General features: G+C 46.8%; 15 protein-coding genes, 1 tRNA gene and 1 rRNA gene. 5 read left to right on the top strand and 12 right to left on the bottom strand.

From position 1 onward, the window contains the following. Positions 1 to 77 precede the first annotated feature (77 nt). A tRNA-Ala gene (locus ACR6HW_RS14425) sits at positions 78 to 153 on the bottom strand. 243 nt (positions 154 to 396) lie between these two features. Next, positions 397 to 1,926 (bottom strand): 16S ribosomal RNA (locus tag ACR6HW_RS14420). 464 nt (positions 1,927 to 2,390) lie between these two features. Between ACR6HW_RS14420 and ACR6HW_RS14415 the strand changes: the two genes are divergently transcribed. Together ACR6HW_RS14415 and ACR6HW_RS14410 are read left to right on the top strand one after the other, a co-directional pair. Further along, the gene (locus ACR6HW_RS14415) at positions 2,391 to 3,806 is read left to right on the top strand and encodes an ISNCY family transposase (RefSeq protein ID WP_455730852.1); all 1,416 of its coding nucleotides are present in this window, start codon (positions 2,391 to 2,393) and stop codon (positions 3,804 to 3,806) included. Between the two features lie 171 nt (positions 3,807 to 3,977). Continuing rightward, on the top strand, positions 3,978 to 4,589 hold the full coding sequence (locus ACR6HW_RS14410) for a YczE/YyaS/YitT family protein (protein ID WP_455728423.1): 612 nt from the start codon (positions 3,978 to 3,980) through the stop codon (positions 4,587 to 4,589). Here ACR6HW_RS14410 and ACR6HW_RS14405 read toward each other — a convergent pair. The 4 genes from ACR6HW_RS14405 to ACR6HW_RS14390 are packed head-to-tail and all read right to left on the bottom strand — an operon-like array spanning position 4,579 to position 8,465. Then, complete coding sequence (locus ACR6HW_RS14405) at positions 4,579 to 5,490, bottom strand: dihydroorotate dehydrogenase (protein ID WP_455728422.1); 912 nt, start codon at positions 5,488 to 5,490, stop codon at positions 4,579 to 4,581. The genes ACR6HW_RS14410 and ACR6HW_RS14405 overlap by 11 nt on opposite strands. Then, positions 5,483 to 6,253: a dihydroorotate dehydrogenase electron transfer subunit gene (locus ACR6HW_RS14400; RefSeq protein ID WP_455728421.1), complete on the bottom strand. Its 771-nt coding sequence runs from the start codon at positions 6,251 to 6,253 to the stop codon at positions 5,483 to 5,485. Before ACR6HW_RS14400 ends, ACR6HW_RS14405 begins: the two co-directional genes overlap by 8 nt. A gap of 8 nt (positions 6,254 to 6,261) precedes the next feature. Further along, positions 6,262 to 7,200 (bottom strand): orotidine-5'-phosphate decarboxylase, encoded by a 939-nt coding sequence (gene pyrF, locus ACR6HW_RS14395; RefSeq protein WP_455728420.1) that lies wholly within the window; start codon positions 7,198 to 7,200, stop codon positions 6,262 to 6,264. An 11-nt stretch (positions 7,201 to 7,211) separates the two neighbouring features. Beyond that, a complete protein-coding gene (locus ACR6HW_RS14390) occupies positions 7,212 to 8,465 on the bottom strand; it encodes a dihydroorotase (RefSeq protein ID WP_455728419.1) in 1,254 nt (417 codons plus the stop codon). A gap of 399 nt (positions 8,466 to 8,864) precedes the next feature. Here ACR6HW_RS14390 and ACR6HW_RS14385 point away from each other — a divergent pair, with 399 nt between their 5' ends. From ACR6HW_RS14385 to ACR6HW_RS14375, 3 genes are all read left to right on the top strand, one after another. Further along, entirely contained in the window at positions 8,865 to 10,280 is a 1,416-nt protein-coding gene (locus tag ACR6HW_RS14385; RefSeq protein WP_455730852.1) for an ISNCY family transposase, read from the top strand. A 470-nt stretch (positions 10,281 to 10,750) separates the two neighbouring features. Continuing rightward, a complete protein-coding gene (gene pyrB, locus ACR6HW_RS14380; protein ID WP_455728418.1) occupies positions 10,751 to 11,680 on the top strand; it encodes an aspartate carbamoyltransferase in 930 nt (309 codons plus the stop codon). Beyond that, positions 11,667 to 12,095 carry an aspartate carbamoyltransferase regulatory subunit gene (locus tag ACR6HW_RS14375; protein WP_455728417.1) on the top strand — a complete coding sequence of 143 codons (429 nt, stop codon included), beginning with the start codon at positions 11,667 to 11,669 and terminating at the stop codon, positions 12,093 to 12,095. The genes pyrB and ACR6HW_RS14375 overlap by 14 nt, the downstream gene beginning before the upstream one ends. Before the next feature lie 90 nt (positions 12,096 to 12,185). On the opposite strand, the gene ltrA is transcribed toward ACR6HW_RS14375, so the two are convergent. The 6 genes from ltrA to amrA form a co-directional block, all read right to left on the bottom strand. Next, positions 12,186 to 13,604, bottom strand: a complete 1,419-nt coding sequence (gene ltrA / locus ACR6HW_RS14370; RefSeq protein ID WP_455728416.1) for a group II intron reverse transcriptase/maturase — start codon at positions 13,602 to 13,604, stop codon at positions 12,186 to 12,188. 777 nt (positions 13,605 to 14,381) lie between these two features. Then, a complete protein-coding gene (locus tag ACR6HW_RS14365) occupies positions 14,382 to 15,800 on the bottom strand; it encodes a sodium-dependent transporter (protein ID WP_455728415.1) in 1,419 nt (472 codons plus the stop codon). A gap of 364 nt (positions 15,801 to 16,164) precedes the next feature. Beyond that, entirely contained in the window at positions 16,165 to 17,778 is a 1,614-nt protein-coding gene (locus ACR6HW_RS14360) for an NAD(P)/FAD-dependent oxidoreductase (protein WP_455728414.1), read from the bottom strand. Beyond that, positions 17,771 to 17,989, bottom strand: a complete 219-nt coding sequence (locus ACR6HW_RS14355; protein WP_455728413.1) for a hypothetical protein — start codon at positions 17,987 to 17,989, stop codon at positions 17,771 to 17,773. Before ACR6HW_RS14355 ends, ACR6HW_RS14360 begins: the two co-directional genes overlap by 8 nt. 9 nt (positions 17,990 to 17,998) lie before the next feature. Beyond that, a complete protein-coding gene (locus tag ACR6HW_RS14350; protein WP_455728412.1) occupies positions 17,999 to 19,786 on the bottom strand; it encodes a glycosyl hydrolase family 18 protein in 1,788 nt (595 codons plus the stop codon). Positions 19,787 to 19,795: 9 nt separating this feature from the next. Next, positions 19,796 to 21,250 carry an AmmeMemoRadiSam system protein A gene (gene amrA, locus ACR6HW_RS14345; RefSeq protein ID WP_455728411.1) on the bottom strand — a complete coding sequence of 485 codons (1,455 nt, stop codon included), beginning with the start codon at positions 21,248 to 21,250 and terminating at the stop codon, positions 19,796 to 19,798. Between the last annotated feature and the right edge of the window lie 500 nt (positions 21,251 to 21,750).

Here is a 21,750-nt window from a genome sequence, read left to right as displayed (position 1 = left end):
TTCTGAAAGAAAGTGACGAATACTCGTCCAAGATTACATCTTTTCACAATGAACAGTAAAGCGTGTGCTTTACTGAATGGTGGAGACAAAGAGATTCGAACTCTTGACCCCCTGCGTGCAAGGCAGGTGCTCTCCCAGCTGAGCTATGCCCCCATGGGTAATTTTTAATTTTAAGTGTCATTTAAAATGACGTTTCAATCCCCATCGTTCGATTCGCTCACGCTTTCGTCACAAGGTTTTGTGACTTTCGCGTTTGAGACTGCCTGTCGGCCGCCTCTCAGCTATGCCCCCATGGGTAATTTTTAATTTTAACTTACCACCATCTATTGATGGCTTACTTTGAAAGTTCCTAGAACCCTCAAAATTAAACAGTGTAAATGTCTATTTACTCCTTAGAAAGGAGGTGATCCAGCCGCACCTTCCGATACGGCTACCTTGTTACGACTTCACCCCAGTCATTGATTTCACCTTCGACAGCTCCTTCCTTACGGTTAGGCCACTGGCTTCGGGCGCCCCCAACTTCCGTGGTGTGACGGGCGGTGTGTACAAGACCCGGGAACGCATTCACCGCGACATTCTGATCCGCGATTACTAGTAACTCCAACTTCATGTAGGCGAGTTGCAGCCTACAATCCGAACTGGGATCGGCTTTTTAGGATTCGCTCCAGGTCACCCCTTCGCTGCCCGTTGTACCGACCATTGTAGCACGTGTGTAGCCCAGATCATAAGGGGCATGATGATTTGACGTCATCCCCACCTTCCTCCGTGTTCTCCACGGCAGTCTGTCTAGAGGGTTCAGCTTAACCTGTTAACAACTAAACATAAGGGTTGCGCTCGTTGCGGGACTTAACCCAACATCTCACGACACGAGCTGACGACAACCATGCACCACCTGTCTCCTCTGTCCCGAAGGACATAGCCGGCTAAGGCTACTTCAGAGGGATGTCAAGACCTGGTAAGGTTCTTCGCGTTGCTTCGAATTAAACCACATGCTCCGCTACTTGTGCGGGTCCCCGTCAATTCCTTTGAGTTTCACACTTGCGTGCGTACTCCCCAGGCGGAATACTTATTGCGTTTGCTGCGGCACCGAGCTTTGACACCCGACACCTAGTATTCATCGTTTACGGCGTGGACTACCAGGGTATCTAATCCTGTTCGCTACCCACGCTTTCGTGCATCAGCGTCAGTTACAGTCCAGTAAGTCGCCTTCGCCACTGGTGTTCCTCCTAATATCTACGAATTTCACCTCTACACTAGGAATTCCACTTACCTCTCCTGCACTCAAGCTTAACAGTTCCAAAGGCTTACATTGGTTGAGCCAATGCCTTTCACCCCTGGCTTGCTAAGCCGCCTACGCACCCTTTACGCCCAGTGATTCCGGATAACGCTTGCCCCCTACGTATTACCGCGGCTGCTGGCACGTAGTTAGCCGGGGCTTCCTCCTAAGGTACCGTCATTTTTTTCTTCCCTTAGGACAGAGTTTTACGATCCGAAAACCTTCTTCACTCACACGGCGTTGCTGCATCAGGCTTGCGCCCATTGTGCAATATTCCCCACTGCTGCCTCCCGTAGGAGTCTGGACCGTGTCTCAGTTCCAGTGTGGCCGATCACCCTCTCAGGTCGGCTACTGATCGTCGCCTTGGTAAGCCGTTACCTTACCAACTAGCTAATCAGACGCGGGCCCATCCCATACCGATTAATCTTTGTCGCCCAGAACATGTGTCCCGTGCGAAGTATGAGGTATTAATCACCGTTTCCAGTGGCTATCCCTCTGTATGGGGCAGGTTGCCCACGCGTTACTCACCCGTCCGCCGCTTTCCAAAACTTCATTTGGCCGAAACCGCATTCCATTTCTTCTCGCTCGACTTGCATGTGTTAGGCACGCCGCCAGCGTTCATCCTGAGCCAGGATCAAACTCTTAATTATAATGTTTGACGCCTGTTACCTCAAAACGAGCTAACTTGCATTTGTTTTTCCGTTTTTCATCACTCTTCTCAGATTGCTCCGAGTAGGTTTTGACGTTTGGTTTTTCTTGCATTTACACTGTTTAATTTTCAAGATTCTAGCGTGTCGCGCCGGCTTGTTCAGCAACTGGCGACTTAGTTATATTAACATTTTTGTTTTTCCATGTCAACACTTTTTTTATCATTTTTTCAAGCTGTTTTACAAAGCGTTAACGAAAACTTTGCAATCGATATTGCTTGATAATATTATCACCTAGGGCGCGACACGTCAAGTGTTTTTTAAAAGTTTACACCGTTATTATGATTCACATGTGATAATGTCTTAAGTAATCAAACGTGATTTTGTCCCAAAAGATATAATGCTATAATAATACCTCAATGAATGAAAGCATCGAGGTAAATTAAATGACAAAGGTAGAATTACGTATGAATGAAAATCTAAAATATGAAATCATTAAAAAGCTCGTCGATACGAATGGCAATAAAAAAACAGCTTCACTTAAGCTAGGCTGTAGTATTAGAACGGTTAATCGATTAATCCAGGGCTATCGGTCAGAAGGGAAAGACTTCTTTGTCCATGGAAACCGTGGAAAGAAACCCGTTCACGCCCTGTCTAGCGAAACTAAAACGTTGATTTTAGGACTTTACAGGACCAAGTATCCCGATGCGAATTTCGCTCATTTTACTGAAATCCTAGCAGAGCAAGAACACCTTTTTCTTTCTCCAACTACTGTAAAAAATATCCTTATGGAACAAGATGTTTTATCTCCCAAGGCTCACAGGTCAACAAAGAGAGCCCTTCGTAAAAAATTAGAAGCCCAAAAGAAAAAGGCTACTTCTAAAAGGGACATGGCGATTATTCAGCACAAGATCGTTGAACTCGATGAAAGCCACCCTAGAAGACCTAGATCCGCCTACTTTGGAGAAATGCTTCAGATGGACGCTTCGGTTCACATCTGGTTTGGTGGCGTCAAAACCCACTTACACGCTGCTATAGACGATGCCACAGGGCGAATCGTGGGGGCTTACTTCGACCACCAAGAAACACTTAAAGGCTATTACAATGTCTTTCATCAAATTTTAACAACCTATGGTATCCCACACATGTTTTACACAGACAGAAGGACTGTTTTTGAATACAAACAAAAAAAGGCCCCTTCACTTGAAAAGGATACCTTCACTCAGTTTTCTTACGCTTGCCATCAACTAGGGGTAGATATAAAAGTAACAAGCGTTCCACAGGCCAAAGGACGCGTAGAACGCTTATTCCAAACACTACAATCACGACTGCCGATCGACTTAAGAAACGCAGGCGTATCAAGCGTAGAGCATGCCAACGAATTTCTGAACTCCTACATAAAGAAATTCAATGACAAGTTTGCTCTGCCTTTTGATAATAACAAATCTGTGTTTGAAACGCAACCGTCTGATGAAAAAATCAATCTAACGCTTGCGGTAATTGCTGAGCGCAAAATTGATACAGGCCATTGCATTAAATTTGAAAATCAATATTTTAAACTCATGGACGACAGAGGCCTCCCTATTTATTACCACAAAGGCACTCCGGCTGTCATTATTAAGGCTTTTAACGGCTGTTTGATGGCCTCTGTAAACGAGAACGTTTATGAACTCGAACTTATCCCTTCTCATCTAAGGAAATCTAAGAACTTTGATTTTCAGGACGAGTTCGAGGCTCTGCCTAAAAAACGCAATATCCCTTCTATGATACATCCATGGCGGAAGAGCGCCATCAAGAAATTTATCAAAACACACTATGCTCAACACAATTATACTTTTGAGGACATCATTAACACTCAAGAAAACTTTTTCTCCGCTAATTAACAAAGCACCAGCTTTTTACTGGTGCTCATGTTTCATTTATTTTGGGACATTTTCAAAAGTGATTGACAGTGTTTTTTAAAAGTTTACACCGTTATTTTTTTTCTTCATTTATTAGCGTTTTTATGCTACCTTATAGTTAGACACCCTAATTACAACAAGGAGTTCAAGACTATGCTTTTAAAACGAATCTTCAGACTTTTTATCGGTTTTTTTACGATTGCCACCGGCACACAGCTCACCCTCCACTCGGAGCTGGGGATGAATCCTTGGGCCACATTTCATCAAGGCATTGCAATGAACACCCCCCTCTCCTTTGGGCAGGTTTCCCAACTCACCGGACTCGCCATCATCTTATTGTCTCTCTTAATTAAAATTCGCCCGGGAATTGGAACTGTTCTCAACATGATTGCCATTGGTCTTTTTATAGACCTCATCAGCTACTTTCACTTGCTTCCAACAGCTACGACACCGGTTTGGCGCATTGCCTATTTAATTGCAGGACTCATTGTCTTCAACTACGGCATCTACATCTATCTATCCGCTCAACTAGGTGCCGGACCGAGAGACGGTCTGTTTGTTGGACTCTCTAAAATAACAGGCAAAACCGTCACTGTCATCAGGCCGATGATCGAAGTAACGGTTTTGTCAATCGGTATTCTATTGGGTGCAACCATAGGGGTCGGCACGGTGGTCAACGCTTTGCTCGGCGGCTGGATTCTCCAACGCATCTTTGCCTTTCACAAGTTCGAGCCCAAATCCAAAGCGGCTCCTGCTAAAATTTAACACAGCCCACCAAGGCATTGATGTCCTCGAGATCGTATTGATCCATATAGGCTTCAATGCCTTTTAATATGTCAACAGGGGCATTGGGGTTATAGAAATTGGCGGTTCCCACCGCTATTGCCGTCGCGCCGCCGATAATAAACTCCAGCGCATCAGTGGCATTTGCTATGCCGCCCATACCGAGTACCGGAATGTCGACGGCTTTAAAGACATCGTGCACCAGTTTAAGCGCTACAGGTTTTACCGCAGGGCCGGAAAGACCACCGCTTCCGCGTTTTAAAAAGGTTTTTCGGCTGTGAATATCAATGGCCATCCCCGTCAGTGTGTTGATGAGGGACAGACAGTCTGCACCTTCTGCTTCCGCAATTTGCGCGATGCTTTTAATGTCGGTGACATTTGGCGACAGCTTGACCATCAAGTGCTTTGAGGTGCTTTGACGCACACGGCGTACCACTTCGCGCACAACTTCCGGGTTTGTGCCGAATGCCAACCCACCGTTCTTTACATTGGGACATGAGATGTTAAGTTCTATAGAGTCCACATCAGCACTGTCTAAAATACGCGCCATTTCACAGTATTCCTCTATTGTATTGCCGTTGATGTTGGCGATAATCTTTGTGTCGTATTGCCGTAAAAACGGCACTTCGTGTTCTATAAAATAATGAACGCCCGGATTTTGAAGGCCGACGCTGTTGATCATGCCCATAGGTGTCTCGACAATTCGGCGTCCCTCATTGCCCTCGCGCGATTCTAATGTCAATCCCTTTACAGAAATAGCCCCTAGGTGGTTCAAATCGATGTATTCGCCGTATTCTCTCCCGAACCCATAGGTTCCCGAAGCCACCGTAACGGGGTTTTTAAGTGTCAGTCCATTGAGGTCTACTGTTAGTTTTTTAGTCATCGAATACCACCTCGCTTGCGTAAAACATCGGTCCGTCTTTGCACATGCGTTTGTGCTTAAAGCCGTTTTCGCCTTCTTTAATTTTGCAGGTACACACCAAACACGCCCCGACGCCACAAGCCATTTTTTCTTCCATTAACAGCTGGGCATCGACCTCTTTTTTCGCCAATACTGCCGATACCGCTTTGAGCATCGGCATCGGGCCACAAACGAACACTTGGTCGTAGGTGTGTTCACTTAAAAGCCGCTCAAGCGGCGCTGTGACAAACCCCAGTTCATAGGCCGAATCCGTTTCTGAAACAAAATGGCAAAGGGCGCTTTTTTCTGCAAAGGCCTTTTCCAGATACGGTTGCTCTCTAAACCCTAGCACCGTGTGAATGGTCGTCTCTTTGTATACAGTTTCGTAACACAGCCTCTTCAACGGCGCAATGCCGATGCCACCGCCGACGAGTAGGATTTTTTTAGCCGGAACGCACTCAAAACCGTTGCCTAGAGGCCCCATAAGCGCCAATGACTCGCCCTCTTGTAAACGGTGAAGCTGTGCTGTCCCCTCACCGAGTATTTTGATGGTAAACTCTATGGAAACCTCGTTGAAATCGCTGACGGATATGGGACGGTTCAACAAGACACCGGCCGCTTTCAAGTTGAAAAATTGTCCGGCCTTTATCTCACCCATAGCTTCTTTACGCTCGACCACCAGTTGAAACACTTCTTTATTTAAGTCGACTTTTTTCAGTACCCTGACACTGTCGTTAAATCTCATACACACCCCTATTCCCAATACACTTTGCCTTCAGTTTCAAGCGCCTTGTTTATGGCGTCCCTCATCTCTACTGCCGCCTCTCTCGCCGCCTTCTCATAGGACAGGCTCGACTTTTCGTAAGCGTACAAAATGCCCCTTGAGCTGTTGATGACAGCACCGAGTCCGTCTTCATTAAAAGCTGGGAGCACATCGCGGGCACCACCACCTTGCGCACCGTAACCCGGCACGAGGAAAATTGCTTTCGGCATGCGTTTTCTTAGGGTTTCCAGTTCAATAGGGTATGTCGCTCCAACCACTGCACCTACTGGGGAGTAACCGCGTTCACCGACGAGTTGTTCGTTCCAAGCACCGACGATGTCGGCAACTTTTTCATAAAAGGTCTCTCCCTCTGTCAGAAGATCTTGCAGTTGGCCAGATGTCGGATTAGATGTTTTGACGAGGACGAACATGCCCTTATTGTAGGCCTTAATGTCCGCGACGAATTCTTTCAAACAGTCGTCACCAAGGTACGGGTTCACAGTTGCAAAGTCCGAGTAGAACGCGCTTTGTGCTTGCCCTTCAATATCGGTCATCCCGAGGTAAGCGGTTGCATACGCCTTTGATGTAGAACCGATGTCACCTCTCTTGACATCTGCAATGACAATCAGCCCTTTCATACGCGCGTAATCGCAAGCGTCTTTGTAAGCGATAAGCCCCTCGATGCCATACTGCTCGTAAAAGGCAATTTGAGGTTTTACACAGGGGACGACGTCCGCCACCGCGTCGATGATTCCCCTATTGAATTCGATAAAAGCTTCCGATACCGCTCTGAATGTTTTGCCGTGTTGTCTCAAGGCCTTGCCTGTAATATGGTGCGGAATTTTGTCCCATCTCGGATCGAGCCCAACCACTACAGGGCACTTTTTTTCTATAATTGCTTCAATCAACTGGTCACTTATGCAGCGCATACATTTCTCCTTTATTTTTGATAGACGGTTTTGCCTCTAAACACCGTCTGGTTGACAACGCCTTTATAGGTTCTGCCGTGGAACGGCGTGTTGTGTCCTTTAGATACAAAGGTTGTTTTGTCTATGGTCACCGGCGCCTCTAAATCGAGAAGCACCACATCGGCGTAATATCCCGGCTCCAGTGTGCCGACGCCCTCTAGTCCGGCTATGGCAGCCGGTTTTGCAGTGAGCATGTCCAGTATTTGGCTAAGCGATAGACCTTCGTCCACAACCAGCGTCTTGTACGCTACTGAAAACGCCGATTCAATGCCGCTTATGCCAAATGCCGCACTGCCGTATGGCCCCGACTTGCTCTCGGCGTCATGCGGTGCGTGGTCTGTGGCGATAATATCGATGGTGCCGTCTTTCAGTCCGTCGATGACTGCCTGACGATGTGCCTCTTCTCGAATAGGTGGGTTGACTTTTGCACTGGGTTCAAGGACATTCACCCATGTGTTGTTCAGCGCAAAGTGATGTGGCGTCGCTTCGCAGGTAACGTGTATGCCTGCTGCTTTTGCCCGTCGAACGGCCTCTATGGCTTCACTGCCGCTAATGTGCCCGATATGAAGGTGTCCCTTCGTCTCTGCACAGAGTTCAATGTCGCGTTTGACAATGTCTGTCTCTGCATCTATAGGAAACACACTGTCTTTGTACTGCACCGTGAGCGCGTGATCCTCCGAGTGGGTCATAACCGCTCTGCCATAAGCTTTTGTGCTGTTAAACGCCGCGCGCATGTAATCGGCGCTCATGGTTGTTCTGCCGTCATCAGACAGCCCTAATGCCCCGCGCTTGAGAAGCGCTTCGTGGTCGGTCAACGTCTCTCCTTTAATGCCCAGTGTAATGGCAGCTATGGGTTTTACGTCAATCAGTGCGTCTCTTTTTATTATGTCTTGAAGGTGTTCAAAGGTCTCTACTGTATCGATACACGGCGACGTGTTGGGCATACAGGCCACTGTGGTGTAACCGCCTTTGGCACAGGCTGCGGTCCCTGTTTGAATCGTCTCTTTGTGCTCGAATCCAGGTTCTCTCAGATGAACGTGCAGGTCGATAAACCCCGGTGCGACGACGCAGCCTGTTGCATCGATGCACACCACCTCTTTCAAAGCGTCAAACGCGCCGCGCGCTTCCACTGCCTCGATGCGCGCACTGTCAATAAGTACGTCGTACGCCCCATCTAAGCCGGTTTTCGGGTTGACTACTCTACCGTTTTTAATCAGTGTTTTCATCCTACCTCCTAGTTGTGTTCAGCCCTCGTGACTTCGAGGAGCCGCTATCTGTAGCCATGTGGCTACATAAAAAAAAGCCCTAGCACCTGCTAGGACTTAGAATTCTTACGACTGTATGCATCTGGCACCCCTAGAGGGATTACCAGCTGTCGTCACATTCTCAACTCTTTACCTTGCAGGTCTCTCGTACCTGTTTAAAGGTGCATCATTTTTTCCAATCTAACACAGCCACCTGCCTTTGTCAAGTTTGAAATTTTATATTGCGCTTTTCATATGATTCACATGTGATAATGTCTTAAGTAATCAAACGTGATTTTGTCCCAAAAGATATAATGCTATAATAATACCTCAATGAATGAAAGCATCGAGGTAAATTAAATGACAAAGGTAGAATTACGTATGAATGAAAATCTAAAATATGAAATCATTAAAAAGCTCGTCGATACGAATGGCAATAAAAAAACAGCTTCACTTAAGCTAGGCTGTAGTATTAGAACGGTTAATCGATTAATCCAGGGCTATCGGTCAGAAGGGAAAGACTTCTTTGTCCATGGAAACCGTGGAAAGAAACCCGTTCACGCCCTGTCTAGCGAAACTAAAACGTTGATTTTAGGACTTTACAGGACCAAGTATCCCGATGCGAATTTCGCTCATTTTACTGAAATCCTAGCAGAGCAAGAACACCTTTTTCTTTCTCCAACTACTGTAAAAAATATCCTTATGGAACAAGATGTTTTATCTCCCAAGGCTCACAGGTCAACAAAGAGAGCCCTTCGTAAAAAATTAGAAGCCCAAAAGAAAAAGGCTACTTCTAAAAGGGACATGGCGATTATTCAGCACAAGATCGTTGAACTCGATGAAAGCCACCCTAGAAGACCTAGATCCGCCTACTTTGGAGAAATGCTTCAGATGGACGCTTCGGTTCACATCTGGTTTGGTGGCGTCAAAACCCACTTACACGCTGCTATAGACGATGCCACAGGGCGAATCGTGGGGGCTTACTTCGACCACCAAGAAACACTTAAAGGCTATTACAATGTCTTTCATCAAATTTTAACAACCTATGGTATCCCACACATGTTTTACACAGACAGAAGGACTGTTTTTGAATACAAACAAAAAAAGGCCCCTTCACTTGAAAAGGATACCTTCACTCAGTTTTCTTACGCTTGCCATCAACTAGGGGTAGATATAAAAGTAACAAGCGTTCCACAGGCCAAAGGACGCGTAGAACGCTTATTCCAAACACTACAATCACGACTGCCGATCGACTTAAGAAACGCAGGCGTATCAAGCGTAGAGCATGCCAACGAATTTCTGAACTCCTACATAAAGAAATTCAATGACAAGTTTGCTCTGCCTTTTGATAATAACAAATCTGTGTTTGAAACGCAACCGTCTGATGAAAAAATCAATCTAACGCTTGCGGTAATTGCTGAGCGCAAAATTGATACAGGCCATTGCATTAAATTTGAAAATCAATATTTTAAACTCATGGACGACAGAGGCCTCCCTATTTATTACCACAAAGGCACTCCGGCTGTCATTATTAAGGCTTTTAACGGCTGTTTGATGGCCTCTGTAAACGAGAACGTTTATGAACTCGAACTTATCCCTTCTCATCTAAGGAAATCTAAGAACTTTGATTTTCAGGACGAGTTCGAGGCTCTGCCTAAAAAACGCAATATCCCTTCTATGATACATCCATGGCGGAAGAGCGCCATCAAGAAATTTATCAAAACACACTATGCTCAACACAATTATACTTTTGAGGACATCATTAACACTCAAGAAAACTTTTTCTCCGCTAATTAACAAAGCACCAGCTTTTTACTGGTGCTCATGTTTCATTTATTTTGGGACATTTTCAAAAGTGATTGACAGTTTGAAATTTAATATTGCGCTTTTCAGGAAGCTGTGGTATTATGGCTAAGAAAATAAAAAACCCTTTAAATTGGCACGAGAGGTCGAAAAGGAAAACAGTAAGTTTACAGGCTTATTCTACCTCCGTGTGCCCACATGGAGGTTTTTTTGTAAGCAACAAGATTTGAGCCAAAAGGCTTTTCGCGAGTGTCTAACGCGTAAAGCCGTCAGCGATAATCGTTTAGAGACGCAGTAGGCGACTCTAATGTTGTAAGCAACAAGATTTGAGCCAAAAGGCTTTTCGCGAGTGTCTAACGCGTAAAGCCGTCAGCGAAAATTGTTTAGAGACGCTGGAAGCGACTCTAATGTTGCAGAAATTTTCCACACTTTAATGCGATTCAGTGAAATCACAAGGAGGAAGTATGAGACATTTAATTGAACCAGAAGACTTTACCTTAGAAGAGATTCAACACCTTGTCGACACCGGTCTCGACATGTTTGAAAACCCGAAGGCTTACAGCGACATCTGCAAAGGTCAGATTCTCGCATCGCTCTTCTTCGAGCCGAGCACGCGTACGAAGTTCAGCTTCGACTCGGCAATGCACCGACTTGGCGGCAGCGTTATCGGCTTCTCCGATGCAGAAACCACTTCTGCCAAAAAAGGCGAAAGTCTCGCAGACACCATCAAAGTGATGGGCTACTACGCAGACATCGTCGTCATGCGCCATCCTAAAGAAGGCGCCCCAAAACTCGCTTCTGCTTATTCCAGCGTGCCGGTAATCAACGGCGGCGACGGCGGCCATCAGCATCCGACGCAAACCCTCACCGATCTCATCACCATAAAAAAATACAAAGGCACCATTGAAGGGCACAACGTGGCATTCTGTGGCGACCTCAAATACGGCCGTACCGTACACTCACTTATCCGAACACTTGCGCGCTTCGGCACCAAGCGCTTCACACTGATTTCACCGGAAGAACTAAGACTCCCTTCTGCACTCAAACGCCAGCTCACAGAAAAATACCAAGTAGAACTCGTCGAAGTGTTTAACATTGAAGACGTTATAGAAGATATAGACGTTCTTTACATGACGCGCATCCAAAAAGAGCGTTTCTTTAATGAAGAAGATTACCTGAAGCTCAAAAACTCTTTCAAGTTGACGCGCGACAAACTCAAGCCGGCAAAAGCCGACATGATTGTCATGCATCCACTGCCTAGAGTCAACGAAATCGCCTACGACGTCGATGAAGACCCAAGAGCGATTTATTTTGAACAGTCTCAACTAGGTGTTTATGTCAGAATGGCATTGATTAGCAGATTATTGGAGGTGGGCCCTTATGCTAGAGGTTAAAGGTATTGAAAACGGTATTGTACTCGATCACATTAAAGCTGGCAACGGTTTGAAAATTTTCAACAAGCTCTTTTCAGACATCGATCACCCAGTGGTCTTGTTGATGAACGTCAAAAGCGAAGCACTCGGCAAGAAGGACATTATTAAAATAGAGGGGACTTGCGATGTGGATTTGGATTTGCTCGGCCTTATCGATCAAAGCGTCACCATCAACTACATTAAAAATGAACAACTCGTGGATAAAAAGAACGTTTCAATTCCAAAGACCATCGTCGGCGGCATCGAATGTAAAAATCCGAGATGCATTACGCACACAGACGACTACGCCATTCCGACGTTTACGCTGATCAGTCAGAACGGCAAGCTCGAATACGAGTGCTCATACTGCGAAGAAATCACCAGCTACAAGTTGTAACCCGCAATCGAGTAGGAGGGAAAGTTGAGTATCTTTCCCGACCTCTCACAGCACCGTACATACGGGTCTCGTATACGGCGCTTCCTAAGTTTATGCACTAACAGATTTGTAATAATCAGAAAAGAATTGATAACCTGCTTTTCTCAAGAGATTATCTGTAATAGAGCATTGAAGTACTTGGCTACCGGCTATTTGCCAGTAGCCTTTTCTAGTATTAGAATACTTCTTTGCGTTAGAATGGTTATATCCAAGTTGTCTTAATCGCCTGTAGCGTGTTTTGATTTTCTTCCATCTCTTCCAGATGAACATGCGTAACCTTCTACGCAACCATTCATCCGTACTCTTTAGAAGTTTCTTCATATCAGCTAATTTGAAGTAGTTCGTCCAGCCTACTACATACTGTTTCAGCTCTCGTTTTAATACTTCATAACGAATACCACGCCGTCTTGTGGTTATTTGTCTTATTCGGCTCTTCATGCGAATAATGCTTTTCTTATGAACTCTGAATTTCGTACCACCTTTTGATGAATAAAATCCATAGCCAAGAAATTTTACACGGCCTATATAAGATACGGATGTTTTATCCTTATTCACTCGAAGTTTTAACTTCTTTTCTATGAATGGTAAAATGTGTTCTAGTATCCTTTTAGCACTTCGCTTTGTTTTTGCAAACAACATTAAGTCATCGGCATATCTGACAAAACGCACACCGCGATGTTCTAATTCCTTGTCTAACTCATTTAGGATGACGTTGCTACAAAGAGGGCTTAGATTCCCGCCTTGGGCTAGTCCTTTAACTGTTGCTTCATACTTCTTATCAGCGATTGCACCCGCTCTTAAATATTTATGAATCAACGATATCACTCGACCATCTTTAATGGTTCTTGATAATATTTCTATCATCTTCGATTGACTCACTGTGTCAAAGAATTTCTCTAAGTCCATATCTACTACATAAGTGTAGCCTTCATTGGCGTATTCTTGGCACTTCTTCAAGGCATCATGTGCGCTTCGTTTCTCTCTGAAGCCATAGCTTGTTTCACTAAATGTTGGTTCATATAATTCTGACATTACTTGCTGTATTGCCTGCTGAACCATTCTATCTACTACTGTTGGTATACCCAACTGTCTTTTCTCCCCAGTGTCTTTGGGTATTTCTACACGTCTCACTGGTTTAGGACGGTATTTACCATCCAGTATAGACTTTCTTAACGCTTCCCCATTATCTTTCAAATGTTGTAGAAGATGCTCTACTTCCATTCCATCGACTCCGTGAGTCCCTTTATTTTTCTTCACACGTTTATAAGCTTTGTTCAGATTTTCTTGGGACAAGATTTGTTCCAAAAGTCCATACCCATTTCTGTCGGCATCGGTGATGTTGTTTTCAGTTATCCTCTTTTCAGTAAGCACTCTGTCATACCCTTTGTGTTCCGCACTATCTCTCTGACAGTAGCCATCAACTTCATGATGTTTTCTGCTTTTCTTCGTCCCGATTTCGGTAACTTTCATTGACTTTCACCTCCCTAGGTTCAACCCTTCATGTCTACACCTGTGTAGACACTACTATGGTATCTGCTGACTTCTCATGACAAATCTTATTTCAACCATGCTTCTGAGATGCCTTTCACATGTCCATGAGACCTCCCCAGGTAAGAGCACAATCTTTCTCTCCATCTATCTGCCACATTTACGCTGTTGATTCCGAGTAGTTATTGGACTTCAATTTGTAATGCAACCTTATCCATCAACCTGCGCCTGATGTGATTTCTGTTCGTCAGACCAGAGATTTGCCGTAGGCTTCCTTCAGATTCCTCGTCGCCGAGGACACCCTTGCCGTTAGCTATACACTTCCCACTACTAGGGCGTGTTCAGGACTTTCACCTGTTAGATTGTGCCCATGCTGGGCACACATTAAAAAAGCTACCTGCCGATACCAACGTATCACAGGTAGCTTTTTCAATTAGGTGAAATCGCTTATATTTTTCTTTATTCCGCCAGTTGGTTAGGCCGGCAGAGCCACGAGACAGTGTGTATAAAGAAAAAACTAAAAGGGTAAATAAGCGATCTCAAGGCGAATCACAACGATATCTCACTATTTTGAAATGGCATTGTTTTAATAGATTTTAACAAATTGTGTCACTTAACGCAATACTTTTAAGTCATTTTTGATACATTTAAGTGCTTTTTTAATAATTCCTTAACTTTTTTTATTTGAAACGTTTCGGCGTTTTAAGCGTAAAAAAACCACTCTGCACAGTATACAGAGTGGTTTGGGGTATCCCGATCTTATTGACGTTCACCTCTTAGCCATGAAACAGCTCCCATCAGGACGATGACAGAAACACCGAAAATCATCAAGCTCTGCTGTTCAATTGAGCGGATGCCCATAAAGGCGACGATGGCAATGGCCACCGGAATAATCCACTTAATCAAGAAGTGCCAAACGCCGAACAACTTGAAACCGATAGTGCCTTCGTTTGTAATCTCCTTGCGCATCTCCTCTTTATCGACAAACCAGCCGACAAAGATCGCAAGTAACATCCCACCGATGGCGAGGAATATTTTATCGGTGAGGATATCGAAGAAGTCAAATATATTGGCGCCAAAGAGTTTAAAGCCTTTAAGTGTTCCGAGAGAAAGCGACGCGAGTATACTGGTCACGGTCATAATGCTCGCCGTGAGGAAAACAGCTTTCTTTCTCACCATGTTCTTTTGGTCGATTAAGTACGCAACCACGACTTCCAGTAGCGATACAGACGACGTAAGTGCCGCAACGGCAAGTGCTATAAAGAACAGTGCTGAAAGCAATGTGCCAAGCGCCTTCATTTCGGCAAACACCGCCGGAACGACGACGAATATGAGCCCTGGACCTTCCGTTGGCGCAAATCCATAGGCGAACAACGCTGGGAAAATTGCCACACCTGCAAGCAACGCCACTGCAGTGTCTAATGTCGTAACGATGAACGCATTGCTTGGCAGTTTTTCACCTTTACTCAAGTAACTACCGTACGTAATCATACAGCCCATACCGAGACTCAGTGAGAAAAACGCCTGTCCAAGTGCCGCCAAGAACGTCTCTCCGGTGACTTTTGAAAAGTCCGGTTTAAACAAGAACTCGAGGCCACCTGATGCGCCTTCCAAGGTCACGCTTCGCACAGCGAGTAAAATCAAGAGTATAAACAGCGTCGGCATCAACACTTTGCCCGCTTTCTCAATACCGCCAGAGATGCCCTTTGCCACGATGACGACGTTGAGCGCCAAAAACGCGAGCATCCACAGAATCGGTTCAATCGGACTTTCAATAAAGCCTTCAAATGCAGCGCCTATCCCCGCCGACGTATTTAAAAGCCCTGTAAACGACTTAAAAATGTACGCGAGCGACCAGCCGCCGACGACAGGGTAAAAACCCATGATTAAGAACGCTGAAATGACACCCAATAATCCGGCAAATGTCCATCTTGGATTAATGCTTTTGTACGCCCCTACAGCTGCAAGTCCCGTCTTTCTTCCCACGGTAAACTCCGCAAGCATGATGCTCAGGCCGATGACAAAAGTAAAAAACAGATAAATCAAAATAAATGCACTACCGCCATTTTCCCCTGCTGTATAAGGGAAACGCCAAATATTGCCGAGACCGACAGCGGACCCTGCCGCCGCCATAATAAAGCCTATCCTAGAACCCCAATGTTCTCTTTTTGGTGCCATTCAATCCCTCCTTGCGTGATAAGAATTTGGAAACGCCACTTACTAGGATCAATGGTTGCGGCCTTCCCTACGCAACATTGCCCTTGGTAACCAACCCCTCCTGCAACTTTTGAACCGTTGTTCCCGGTTCAAATCGATCGGGACTAAAACGTCGCTGCGCGCGTATACGCAACAACCTTTCAGGCTCACCTCTCGCAGTTTAACAACTCTCGGCACGCCAATGTGCCCGCCTCGCCAAACACCTCCCTTCATGGAACGGCCTCTGACGCAAAGTGTTGTTAAATAAAATAAATCTACTCTTTGTATACAGAGTAGATTTATTAATATATTTTAACATTCAATTAAAATTTGCGCAACAATTATTTTAGCACATCCATTTCAGCAAGATGGCTTCTGCTACTTTGATGCCGTCTACTGCTGCGGAGGTTATCCCTCCGGCATACCCAGCGCCTTCGCCGCATGGGTAGAAGCCCTTTAACATCGTCGCCTCGTAGGTATCTGGCAACCGCTCAATGCGCACCGGCGCTGAACTCCGCGTCTCAGGTGCCGTCATCAGAGCTCTGGCATCGTCGAAACCGGCTATTTTTTGCCCAAAGTAAGGAATAGCCTCTTTTAACGCGCTTACCACCGATTCCGGAAACAACTCGGCGAGTTCCGCTTCCACAGTCCCCGGTCTATAAGTCGGCACCAACTGCTCAAAACTCGGCTCGTCTGTAAGGGCATCGCTGCCTAAAAATGCACCAACCGTCTGTATCGGTGCCTTGTAGTCTCCTGCAACTGCATAGGCACGCGCTTCTATAGCCCGCTGAAACTCAATTCCCGCCAGTGGGTGCGCACTTGGAAAATCCTCTGGCTCTACCGTCACCAGCATGGCGCTGTTGGCGTTGTAAAGGTCGCGTTTGGAATAACTCATGCCGTTGACCACCAAACGCCCCATTTCCGATGCAGAGGCCACCACTTTGCCGCCGGGACACATACAAAACGAGTAAACGCTCCTACCGTTTGTCGCCCGATAGCTGAGTTTGTACTCGGCAGCTCCCAGTTTCGGGTGCTTGTAATGACGCCCGTACTGAGCTTTGTCGATGACTTCCTGTGGGTGCTCGATGCGCACGCCCACGGCAAAGGGCTTCGGCGTCAGGGTTAAATGCTTGTTGTACAAACATTTGTAAAATGCACGTGCACTGTGCCCAGTGGCGGCGACGACAGCATCGGCTTCAATGCGCTCGGTGCCGTTTACGACGACGCCGGTGACACAGCCTCTGTCTGGGTCGACCAACAAGTCGGTGACTTCCGCATCGAAATAGACCTTGCCCCCAAGTGCGATAATGGTCTCTCTCAAGTTCACCACCACATGCTTGAGCACATCGGTGCCGATATGCGGCTTCTGCTTATAGGCAATTTCCGGCTGCGCCCCTGCGGCGATAAGTTCTTTCAACACCGTTTCAACGCGTTTGTCTTTAATGCGCGTCGTCAGTTTACCATCGGAATACGTTCCCGCACCGCCTTCACCGAACTGAACATTGGATTTCGGGTTAAGTACCCCCGTCTCCCAAAAGGTTTCGACGCTTTTGTCTCGCCGCTTTACAGGTTCACCCATTTCCACAACTATGGGCCGGGCACCTGCGCGCGCCAGTTCCAGTGCACAGAAGAGTCCGGCAGGTCCTAGGCCGATAACCACCGGGGAAGAGCCCGCTTCAATTTTGCGCCTTTGTTCCGCCGTCAGCGTCTCGTGAACAGCGCGATGCGGTGCAGGCGCCTGTTTATCTTTTAAATGCCGGTAGTGCTTTTCGTTTCGGATAACCGCGTCAACCGTGTATGTCAACTGGATGCCCTTGCGCGCGTCAATAGACTCTCGGACGATGTCAACCGATTGCACATCGTCCGTTTTTACTTTGGCTTTCTGAGCCAATTTTTTAACGAGCCGTTCATGGGTGAACGGCTCGTCGAGAGAAAACTTTATTTCATTAATTCTAATCATCTGTCGCCTCGTCTGAATTTAATTTTACTTTGAGCTCGACCATGCCCAGTCCCTTCGCACGCTCGATGATTTCTTCATCGGTGAGAGGGGCCTTAAATGTGCGCATGTCGATAGTATAACTGATTACGCCGTAGAAGATGAGGCCGATGCCGAGCATCAGCCACAAGAACAAGGCGTATATTTTCTTTTCGTTGAAGAGCAGGTGTTTCATAAGGGCCTCCTACTTCACAAGCACATCGGCCATTGCGCCCCACACGTCGTTGGTCTCGAGGCCACGTTCCCACCCCGCTATTCCGGCGAGGCCGTTTTGCTTGGCAATTTTAGCTTTTTCTTTGAGGGTGACGGCGTTTTCAACCCAAATCTTCACTTGAGCGCCTTCTTCGAAATACGTGCCGTAATAGAGCTTACGCACATCGTCCCAAATGAGCTTGACGTTATTCTTTTCAATGAGGTTGTTTTGCGCTTCCATACCCACTGCTGCCGATTTGTTGGTGTACTGGTTCGGCTTCTCAGTGGAGGGGTACTCGCGCCATACGTGCGTGTACAGCGGCACGCCCATGACGAGCTTGCGCGCATCGACCACCTCTAACAGCGCGTTAATGGATTTTTCCACCCAGTTGTACGACGCCACCGGTCCGCTGACCGGGCTGCCGAGCCAATGCTCGTTATACGTCATGACAATAAGGTAGTCTACAATGCTGCCGAGCGCTTCGTGGTCATAGCATTTCGACCAGTTGTCGCTGCCGCCCATAATGGTAACGTCCATGGACAGGATGAGGTTCTCCCGCTTCGCTTTTAGGGCGAACTCGTTGACAAAATGCGTCAAAGCGTCTTTGTCCGCTTTGTATATGTGTTCAAAGTCGATGTTGATGCCTTCGTAGCCGTAGTACTTTGCTTCGGCAATCATATAGTCGATAAACTGTGTACGCGCCGCTTTGTCGTACAAAAACGCATGGGTTCTATCGATGTCAAAGGCGTTGGTGACCAGCGCCCAAACGGCGTAGCCTTTTTGCTCTGCCCATTCTAAATACGGAACAGACGCCTTCGACGACACGTTCCCCTTTTCATCCGTGAGTTCGTACCACGTCGGCGATACGACGTTCACGCCCCGCATATCCGGGATTTTAGTCGTGTCCGGGTTGTAGCTGTACACCGCTTCCCAAGCCATGAGAATCGGTTCATCGTAACGCGGCGACAGGTCGTGCTGCATCGCCGGCGGGTTCTGTACGAGATACGCCTCGTCCACAGCACCGATATAACCCGATTCCCCATCAGACGTTACCGCATAGGTCGGTTGCCCTTCTGAGGCAAATACCATCACTTCTTCGTCTTTTGCAACACCCGTTACCGGAACCTTTTGAAACACTTTTTTAAGTTCGATGAAAGGTGCATACTGATATAGGGTGCTCTGGTACGCTTCTAGTGCTTCCGGCGTGTCGAACAGCGGCGTTTTTCCCGCCACAGTGTACACGGCGTATCCAATGTAATCGCTATAAAAAATAATGTGTCCGCCGTCTTCATACGGCAGCTTTTTCAAACCCGTCTTTTCAAAGAACGGCTGTGCGCTCAACGTCTCATAAGGCAAAAATACCCGGCCGTCCTGCGCTTTAAAGTCGATGGTTATTCCAAGTGCCTCGCCGTCTAGCATAGCGGTGCCGTCGTCTTCAATCCAGAGTTCAAACCCCGGCCCCACCACACTTAAACCGCCGAGTTTTTCATCGTAGAGCGCCGTGGTATTGCCCACTTTGAGCCACTGGGCGTCAAAGTAGCTGGTACCGGTCTGATCTTTCAGCGCCATAAGTGTCGCGTTGTCTTCACTTAGGACGAGGCCTTCTTTTTCCAAGAAGCCCACACCCGCTTCTATAGGCGCGTCGACGTAGTCGTGAGTCAATTCAAAGACTTTCCGTCTGATTTTCAAATTCAGCTGTACATTAAAGGCCAAAACGACACTGACAATAAGCGTCGCAGCAGCCAACAGTACAATTAGTGTTTTAAAGGTCTTTTTCATAGGGCCTCCTTATGTGTACCGCGCCACCGTAAAACGGTAGAGCGCTTCTATGTGATCCGGGGCAAAGCCCCCTTTGCTACAGGCGATATTCAGTTGTTCTTCAGCAGTGTGCACCCCTTCCAGTCTCGGCAGCAAAACGCCTGAACGCGTGTCACAGGTGACCACGATGCCGTAGACATCCGGGTCTAAAGCAGTCGTTGAACACGCGATGGGTTCAAGGGGCGATAGCAGGTCCACTGAAAACTTCAGCGCCATGAGTTCCTCTTTCGCAACAGGTTCAAAACGGCTGTCGTTTGAACAGGCGTCAATGGCGTTTTCAATGAGCGCCGCCATTAAAGGCCGGTCGTCTGCTTCCACAGTGCCGATGCACCCTCTCAGCGCGCCCTCTTTTTTAATGGACACAAAACACCCTTTAGGCGTTTCGAGATCCGACGGAAATACGTCGTAGGGCAAACGGTATACATTGCCGCCTAAAGTAACTTCGGCGTCACCGACAGTATATGAGGGCTTTGCGCCGTTTTCGACATAATAGGTGACGATGCCTCGTACCAATTTGGCGTAAAAGTGCTCGCGCTCCATATGTTTTTGCTGTTGCTGCTGCCGCTTGGTCATAAAGGCGTTGAAACCCGCGCGGTCATCATTTTCTGTGCCTATGAGCCGCGCGCACAAATAGCCGACGCCGTATGGCCCTTCGTAGCTGTAAATCGTCGCCTCAACAGACGTATCCATAAGGGCGCCAAGTCCCATGGCGTAACTTCTGAGACCGCATTCTTTTGCATTTTCTATTACCGTATCGTCGCAAAGCAAGATGTCGTACGGCTTTTGATGGTTCAGCATCTCCACAAAGTGGTGGTCAAACACTTCGCCGTGTTCGTGGTAGTCACAGGGACCACAGTCCGACAGAGCGTGGGATAAGTCGCCACTGGCGATGACGACGACAGAAAGACCCGCGGCGTCACTGGCTCGCTTAATCATTTGGCCGTAGCGCAAAAGCGTTTCATACCCCAGTGTGCCGTAGCTCATGCACACAATCGGCGCGTCCACACCGGCTTCTTTTAAAAAATGCATCGGTACCAAAACGCCGTGATCCAGTGTCGGTTCGTAGTTAAACAGTTTAAACTCAGCCTCGACCAGCGGGTAATACTGTCCCTCGAGGGCATCGTTCATTTCGAGGATGGCACGCATCAACCCGTCGGACTTTTTAAAGTCGTACGCCAAGTCCGGTTTTCCGAAGAGGCCAAAATCCCCTTTGTACGCGTCTAACTGGTACAGGGCGATGGCGTCGTTAAACACCGGCCCGTGTGGCGATACGACGACGATGGCATCCGGCGCCCACGCTTTTATTTCTTCAGCCACTTTGCGCATACTGGCGACGGTGGCTTTTAATGGTTCGGTTTGATTGTTGCCAATGGCACCAATGAGTATCGGCGCATGTGGCAGTACGTAAGTTGCTTGAATTCCCATAACATGCTCCTTTTCAGCGGTTAAGAAGTCGATTATAGACCATTATATCATACGAAAGTTAAGATTTATGTATCAATTCTGTGTTAAATCCACCGCTTTTAGGAAGGGGGAGTGGTCGGGTTACAAAAGCACCCGACGAACAAAGGCCGCTTATCTTTTTTAAGATTGACTCTTTTAGTTGTACCTTCTTGATTAATGATACTGCTATCAACTCACTTTTAGAAAGCCGCTTTTTAAACACTTTGAAGTTGACCTCGCTGAACGTTTGTGTCGTTCAGAAGCTGAAGAAGCGTGACACACTGTTGAAGGGGTTTACTTTGATGGAGGCACCTCTCAGTGCCTTATTGGCGGGGTACGTTTCCTAGGTGTCTTCGAGCTTTATCCATCGTCAAGTGCTAATTCTTCTCATTTTGGGGCATTCTCCCCTATTGGCATTAGGATCTTTACAATGCAGTTGTTAAATTTTATTAATACCTGTAAGATGTCCTTCCTTTCATTCG

The organism is Fusibacter sp. JL298sf-3, assembly GCF_053842995.1.
Note: the sequence above shows the minus strand (reverse complement) of the source record. Positions and strands in the feature narration are given on the sequence as shown.